This is a genomic window from Chamaesiphon sp., from assembly GCF_041737865.1.
GTDB lineage: Bacteria > Cyanobacteriota > Cyanobacteriia > Cyanobacteriales > Chamaesiphonaceae > Chamaesiphon.
The window spans coordinates 1-6,185 of record NZ_JBGSQZ010000033.1 but is presented as its reverse complement, the minus strand read 5'-3'; the positions used below and the strand labels follow the sequence as shown (position 1 = coordinate 6,185).

General features: G+C 42.5%; 6 protein-coding genes and 1 pseudogene. 4 read left to right on the top strand and 3 right to left on the bottom strand.

Going from position 1 to position 6,185, the window contains the following annotated elements; translation table 11 throughout:
* Window positions 1-363 (top strand): aconitase family protein (locus ACEW9J_RS02445; RefSeq protein WP_373543558.1); only part of this gene is annotated, 363 nt, incomplete at its 5' end.
* Between the two features lie 187 nt (window positions 364-550).
* Here the strand turns inward: ACEW9J_RS02445 and ACEW9J_RS02440 are convergent.
* From ACEW9J_RS02440 to ACEW9J_RS02430, 3 genes are all read right to left on the bottom strand, one after another.
* Complete coding sequence (locus tag ACEW9J_RS02440) at window positions 551-1,180, bottom strand: hypothetical protein (RefSeq protein ID WP_373543557.1); 630 nt, start codon at window positions 1,178-1,180, stop codon at window positions 551-553.
* A gap of 66 nt (window positions 1,181-1,246) precedes the next feature.
* Window positions 1,247-1,432, bottom strand: a complete 186-nt coding sequence (locus ACEW9J_RS02435) for a hypothetical protein (RefSeq protein WP_373543556.1) — start codon at window positions 1,430-1,432, stop codon at window positions 1,247-1,249.
* On the bottom strand, window positions 1,404-3,410 hold the full coding sequence (locus tag ACEW9J_RS02430) for a helicase-related protein (protein ID WP_373543555.1): 2,007 nt from the start codon (window positions 3,408-3,410) through the stop codon (window positions 1,404-1,406). The genes ACEW9J_RS02435 and ACEW9J_RS02430 overlap by 29 nt, the downstream gene beginning before the upstream one ends.
* 486 nt (window positions 3,411-3,896) lie before the next feature.
* Between ACEW9J_RS02430 and ACEW9J_RS02425 the strand changes: the two genes are divergently transcribed.
* The 3 genes and pseudogenes from ACEW9J_RS02425 to ACEW9J_RS02415 form a co-directional block, all read left to right on the top strand.
* Window positions 3,897-4,769, top strand: coding sequence for a DNA adenine methylase (locus ACEW9J_RS02425; RefSeq protein WP_373543554.1), 873 nt, complete (start codon window positions 3,897-3,899; stop codon window positions 4,767-4,769).
* Window positions 4,712-5,845, top strand: a complete 1,134-nt coding sequence (locus ACEW9J_RS02420) for a DNA methyltransferase (RefSeq protein ID WP_373543553.1) — start codon at window positions 4,712-4,714, stop codon at window positions 5,843-5,845. Before ACEW9J_RS02425 ends, ACEW9J_RS02420 begins: the two co-directional genes overlap by 58 nt.
* Window positions 5,829-6,185: pseudogene (locus ACEW9J_RS02415) on the top strand (hypothetical protein); the annotation flags it as partial. The gene ACEW9J_RS02420 and the pseudogene ACEW9J_RS02415, both read left to right, overlap by 17 nt.

Below are 6,185 nucleotides of genomic sequence, written 5' to 3'. Positions count from 1 at the left end.
GGGATGTACGCGATCTTCGATGCCGCTGGCGCACGGACAGAAATGCCCGGATGCAGTCTCTGTATGGGCAATCAAGCCCGCACCGCTGATAATGCCACGGTGTTCTCGACCTCCACCCGTAATTTCAATAACCGGATGGGTAAAGGTGCCCAAGTTTATCTCGGTTCGGCAGAATTAGCCGCAGTTTGTTCGCTATTAGGGCGGATTCCGACGGTACCGGAATATCTGGAGTTGATGAGTAAGAAAATTAATCCGTTTGCGGGGGATCTGTATCGTTATCTGAATTTCGACCAGATTTCTGGTTTTGAAGATGAAGGTCGAACTGTTTCGGTGGATGAGGTAAAGAAGTTAGCCGAAGTCTAAAAAGCATGACGTGGAAATCCCCTCCGAGGAGGGGTGCCCGACAGGGCGGGGTGGGTTCAACCTCCGATACAACCAATTACCTCTCAACAATTTCCCCCTCAAATAGAAGGACGGTATCTGATGTGTAGATTTAGAAATGGATTGGCGATAGCCTACTGAATGTTTCATTAGGCTATCGCTCACATTTTTATGGAAGTACCGCAACAAGCACTACTGGAATCGGAAGAAAATATGATTTATCAGTAAGTGTTGCAAGTTTTGTACGTTTATCCAACCAATCTGCAAGTTTTTTACTTGCAGTTGTTGCAGACTCAAGTACACTGGCTTCCACCGATGGTGAATCTGTTTCAAGTGAATCTTTCTCTAACAAGGAAATTAACTGATAGACTTCCTGTGCTGATGCACCTTCAGGATTCATAGGATGAGACAAGTCGCTACTGAAAGCATAAAATGTTAAGTAAGAATCGGTGGTAGCTGACTGATTTTCTACTTCACGAAGCGGATGAGTTGCAAATAAGACATAATTAGCATCTCGCAGAGTAGGAAATTGCTCATACAATTTATTTGCTGCAATTGTTGTAAAGTCTGCTTTAGACTGTCGAGCTAGCGAACAAGCAAGGCGACCAATCGGGTCATCAGATTTATATCTACTCATTGGTCGGTGCTTTATGACCCCTTCTTCGCGGTCATCTGGGTACCAGGGATAAAGACCTGCAAGCAATATATTTTCCTTCTCTCTGCCAAACACTTTAAACTCTGGGTTAAATGTGAATTTCTTATCTTGAATAGTAGCAATCTTAGCCCGCTCAATTTGCATAGTTGTACCTTCATTACGGAATACTGGACGATTCCAATCCTTAGTACTAAAAGTAACTTTGTGTTTTTAATCGATAGCAGGTAATCCTAATTCCATCCATCGCTCAAGTCTTTCTGCTAGTTGTTCACGACTAATAACCCACTGCTGTTTGAGTTCTGTTTGAAGATTGCCTAATTTCTTCTCCATGTCTTCTTGGTCGGATCTAGCTTGATTGAGAATTCCATCAATTAATGAGAATTTTTTTTTCTTCAATCTTCTGAAAGATTTTATCTTCATCTTCCATACGGAGAGAACCTAAAATTTTAAGGCGCAATCTTTCATCATTGATCTCAAGTTGTTCAAAACGTTCGAGTAATGCATCTTCTCGTTTTTGTTCGTGCGTTCCAGCAATAATTAAGTAATAAGCAGTAACATCTGATATTTGCCCTAATCGAGCAACACGACCGTTTCTTTGCATTAAAACTGCTGGATTTGGACTTAAATCCCAATGGATAACACGGTTTGCAACTTGAAAATCAAATCCTTCATCTGCGGCTGAAGTTGCAACTAGAAATCTGATAGGACTGTTGGCATCTCGTAATTTAGCAACAGCAGCTTCTCTCTCCGCAAGACGCATATCTCCAGTTAATTTTTCACCCATTCGCGGAAGAGCTTTAATAATAATTTCACAGGTTTGCAAGCTTTCAGTAAAAACCAGGAATTTTGATTCAGGATGCTCTGCTAATATTTCTTTTAGCCAAGTTAATTTTGCATTTTCTGCTCCAGATTCATCTTCACTATGAATATCTGCAAAATTCAGAAGCTCTAATGCAAATTCTGTCAGCTCTATTATTTCATGACTATCTGCAATAAACGTAGCGTCTTCATCATCATTATAGCGAAGCTTTTTGTTGAAATCATAAATATCATTTATGGCGTTCTTCTTCAGTGGAGTATTTGGCTGTCCTATCTTGCCAGCTTTGAATATAAAATTATCACTAGAGAATGAAACATCGACATGCTGTTCACTTCTATTTCGCTCGTCATAAGCAAGAAGTTTTTGAGAAATTACTTTAATGAGTTTGCGAAGATTCTCAGTGCTTTCAGTTACATCTTGTTGATATTCTTTTTGAGTTTTCCACTCCTGATGTCTAATGCACCAACGGAATAGCCACATTGCTCCGGTAATAGTGCTGCTAGTTAATCGTGTTTCAAGTTGCCGAATTGCAAATCCGCCAAAGCTTTCACCATAAGCACGATGAATTTGCTTTATTTTTTCTCTAATATTTTCAATCAAGTTTAGATAGGCTTCGCTTGCCTGTAAGGATGGACGTTTAATTATTAAGTTTGGAAATAGGGGTTCATTAGACCAACTACGAACATTATCTTGCTGTCTCCAAATAATTGCTGTAGATGATTTACCAGGACGTAGCACTTGAATAAGATCCTCCTCAAAATCATTTGAGTATGCATTCTCAACTTCTGAAGTCTTATGTGTGAGAAGACGCAAAAGGTTTATGAATTGAGCCTTAGAACGAAATGGGGTAGCACTCATGAATATTACTAGTTTTGGAGGAGTAGAGTTCTGCCAAAACTCTCCAGTAATCATTTGGTAAGCAGCTTCATAAGCTCTTGTTGTTTTTCCTTTTAGTCCAATACGTTGTGTACTAGTCAGTTCATCTTCACTTGCACAGTGATGTGCTTCATCAATAATCAAGATCTCAGGACTAGCTCCCATAGGCAGTTTCTTTTTCTGTGCTTTTTTTACATAGCGTTTTGCCGCATCCATACTGGCAATATGAATTCCATCAGTACGATTTCCATATTCAATAAAAGATTTCTCGATTTGAACAATACTCTCACCATCTATCCCACCAGGAATAACTGACTGAAGTTTCTGCCTGACATCATCCAGAAGTCCACCCTTTGTCAGGTAAAGACACTTTGAATAACCCTGTCCCACGCGTAAATCTCGCAAGATTAAACCTACTTCAATCGTTTTTCCAAGTCCAACTTCATCAGCAATAAGAAGACGTTGAACTTGCGTCTGATGAGACTTCATATACTGTTGGAGTGCCAGTTGATGAGGAAAAGGATCTTTATCGCTGGTAGTAATTCGACCAGAAAATATATTAGCAAGTAATTCCAATGCACCAAGCCGCATCGCAGTGTTAGCTCGAAATGCTGGATTTAAGTCTTTTTCCTCTAGTACACTTTTCCCTGGAAAGTATGCATTTTCTGGAGCTATCATCTGCTCAATCTTGCTAGACAGTTTTTCCCAGTCACGAAAGCTATTAAATGGAATCCCTCGACGCTGAGTTAATTCGTTTGCGTTAGCTGAAGCTCCGATGGTAAAAGCATAGTGAGAATAGGCGGGGGCATTTGGGTTATCAGGATCTGCAAGAACTAGATCTGTATGATGACCGCTGACCTAAGGGATCTCGAACAAGTGATATGACATAATTATTTCTGTATTTTTTACACAGCCTATCAAGGTCAAATCAGGTGTCTTTATTTAGGTATACCTAATTTAGCCTACCTAGTTTAAAGATGTCAAGGGTATAAAAAAGTACATCTACTGCGATCCACTCTCGAAAGCTATGTAAAAACTGTGAGTAGCTTTCAACAGCTAGGTTTCAGGCAGTTGTGATATTATCAATATCGGGGCTACCTTACTTATGATTATCGATCGAGACTTCACTAAACATCATTTTTCGGTGAGATTCAACTAAAAACAATGGGAAAATCGATCGCATTTGGCTGGTATGGCGGAAAATATAGCCACCTCGACTGGCTCTTACCCCTACTACCACCATCACAACATTTTTGCGACGTATTCGGTGGCTCCGCTGCCGTCATCATCAATCGCCCTCCCTCTCCCGTGGAAACTTACAATGATATCCACAGCGAAGTCGTGAACTTTTTTCGCGTCCTCCGCGACCAAAAGGAATCCCTGATTGAAGCCATCGGTTTAACACCTTTCTCCCGTGAGGAATTAGGATTAGCAAGCCAACGCCAGACAGAAGGAATCACCGAACTAGAACGCGCTCGGCGTTTTTTCGTGTGTGCTAGACAAGTCCGAACTGGACTTGCTCAAACATCCAGTGCGGGACGTTGGGCGCATTGCCTATTAACCAGTCGCGCTGGCATGTCAGGTGCGGTGTCTCGGTGGCTCGGTAGTATCGACGATTTATCACTCATCGCTCAAAGACTATTGCGCGTTCAAATCGAGAATGCACCCGCGATCGATATCATCAAACGATATGATAGTGCTGAAACGCTATTCTACTGTGACCCACCTTACCCACACAGTGCGCGGGGTGATTCCAAAGCATACGCACATGAAATGACCGATACCGACCATCGAGAACTCGCATCAGTACTTAGGAATGTCCAAGGAAAAGTTGCTTTATCGAGCTACCATTGCGATTTGATGGATGAATTATATAGTGACTGGTATATCGTGGAAGCTCCCGCGAAAATGTGTCATTCGGTCAAATCAGCGCGGACTGAAGTACTGTGGATGAACTACGAACCACCGAAGGAAATAGAATGGACACACCACCAGAAATCCTCGCAATCGCGCTCCAAAGAGCCAACACTGACATAGGGAATTCGATTGTAACTAATGAGGGTGTTCGCCAAAGAGTAGAATTAATTTGTCGCAACATCCGTAACAAGGCTCTATCTCGGTTGATATTGTCTTGTTGTCTAGCAAAGATTCACAAACCGCAAGTAGATATCCGCAAGCCTTACACAGAAATTGATGGCACCGATACATTTTCCGGTCGTACTTATGATGAAGCGTATATCGGGCAATTTATCGCCGAGCATCGTCTTCCCTGCAACACCACAACTGCATTCCTGACACCTGCACTTCGCAACCGCAGCGAACCACTCACACTAAATACCAACCTAGTTGGACGACCGCCAGAACTTTACAAAGCGGCTCTACAATTGCTTGACGATGTTCATACAGGAACAGTAAGTGCTGAAGATTTACTAGCTGAAAGCATTCGTGTCTTGCTGATTGTCAAACATGAAAATCAGCAGCGGATCGAAACACTTTTGGCAGGAGTAAAACCATTAGCTGGGGCTATTCCATTATCCTCGGAAAGCATTGTTTCGATCGTTCAAAGCCACTTGGTAGGACGTAATTCGAGCCGATTACCAGTACTGATTGTGACGGCAGCATATAAAACTGCCAGTACAGAACTAGGCGAACAGGCAAAAGTTCTAGCAAGTCATAATGCGGCTGATAAACAGACTGGTGCCATTGGTGATGTAGAAATAACCCTTATTAATGATGAGCGAGTTTTGACTGGCTACGAAATGAAAATGCGCCCCGTAACGAGAGAAGATATCGATCTTGCCGTCCAAAAGATTTTAGACAAAGATATCGACAACTACATCTTTATCACTACCTCAGAAATTCCGCAAGAGGTAAACAATTATGCTAAAAGCCTCTACGAGAAAACAGGTGGAGTTGAAATAGCCGTGCTAGATTGCATCAGCTTCTTGCGTCATTTTCTACATTTATTTCATCGTTCTCGCACAAGGTACATTGAGGAATATCAGCAGCTTGTATTAAATGAACCAGATAGTGCCGTAAGTCAACCCCTAAAAGAGTTATGGCTCTCATTGAGAAGTGCAGCCGAAAGCGGCTTAGGAAATGGCGAAGAGTAGCTTCTGTCACACCGCCGCCTATCCCAAGCCCGTCGATATTAAAACCCACCAAGACTTACCCGACTTCTTCGCCCAACGCGGCGGAGTCACCCTCCGCGATGTTGTCAATGCGATTCCCTACGTCGCCATGCAAAAAGGCTTACTCACCAACGACAAACAAAACAAACTCAACGTCTTCTCTGGGCGGATTATGGAAATCGAAGGCTTACCCGATCTCAAAGTCGAACAAGCCTTTGAACTCACCGATGCAACCGCCGAACGTTCCTGCGCTGGCTCCACCATCAAACTCAGCGAAGCCACCGTCACCGAATATATCCGCTCCAACGTCGCCCTGCTCAAA

Bases quoted from the DNA above. Each gene is read 5' to 3' on its own strand.
- ACEW9J_RS02440 (WP_373543557.1), bottom strand. From the start codon at position 1,180: ATGCAAATTGAGCGGGCTAAGATTGCTACTATTCAAGATAAGAAATTC.
- ACEW9J_RS02430 (WP_373543555.1), bottom strand. From the start codon at position 3,410: ATGATAGCTCCAGAAAATGCATACTTTCCAGGGAAAAGTGTACTAGAG.
- ACEW9J_RS02425 (WP_373543554.1), top strand. From the start codon at position 3,897: ATGGGAAAATCGATCGCATTTGGCTGGTATGGCGGAAAATATAGCCAC.
- ACEW9J_RS02420 (WP_373543553.1), top strand. From the start codon at position 4,712: ATGGACACACCACCAGAAATCCTCGCAATCGCGCTCCAAAGAGCCAAC.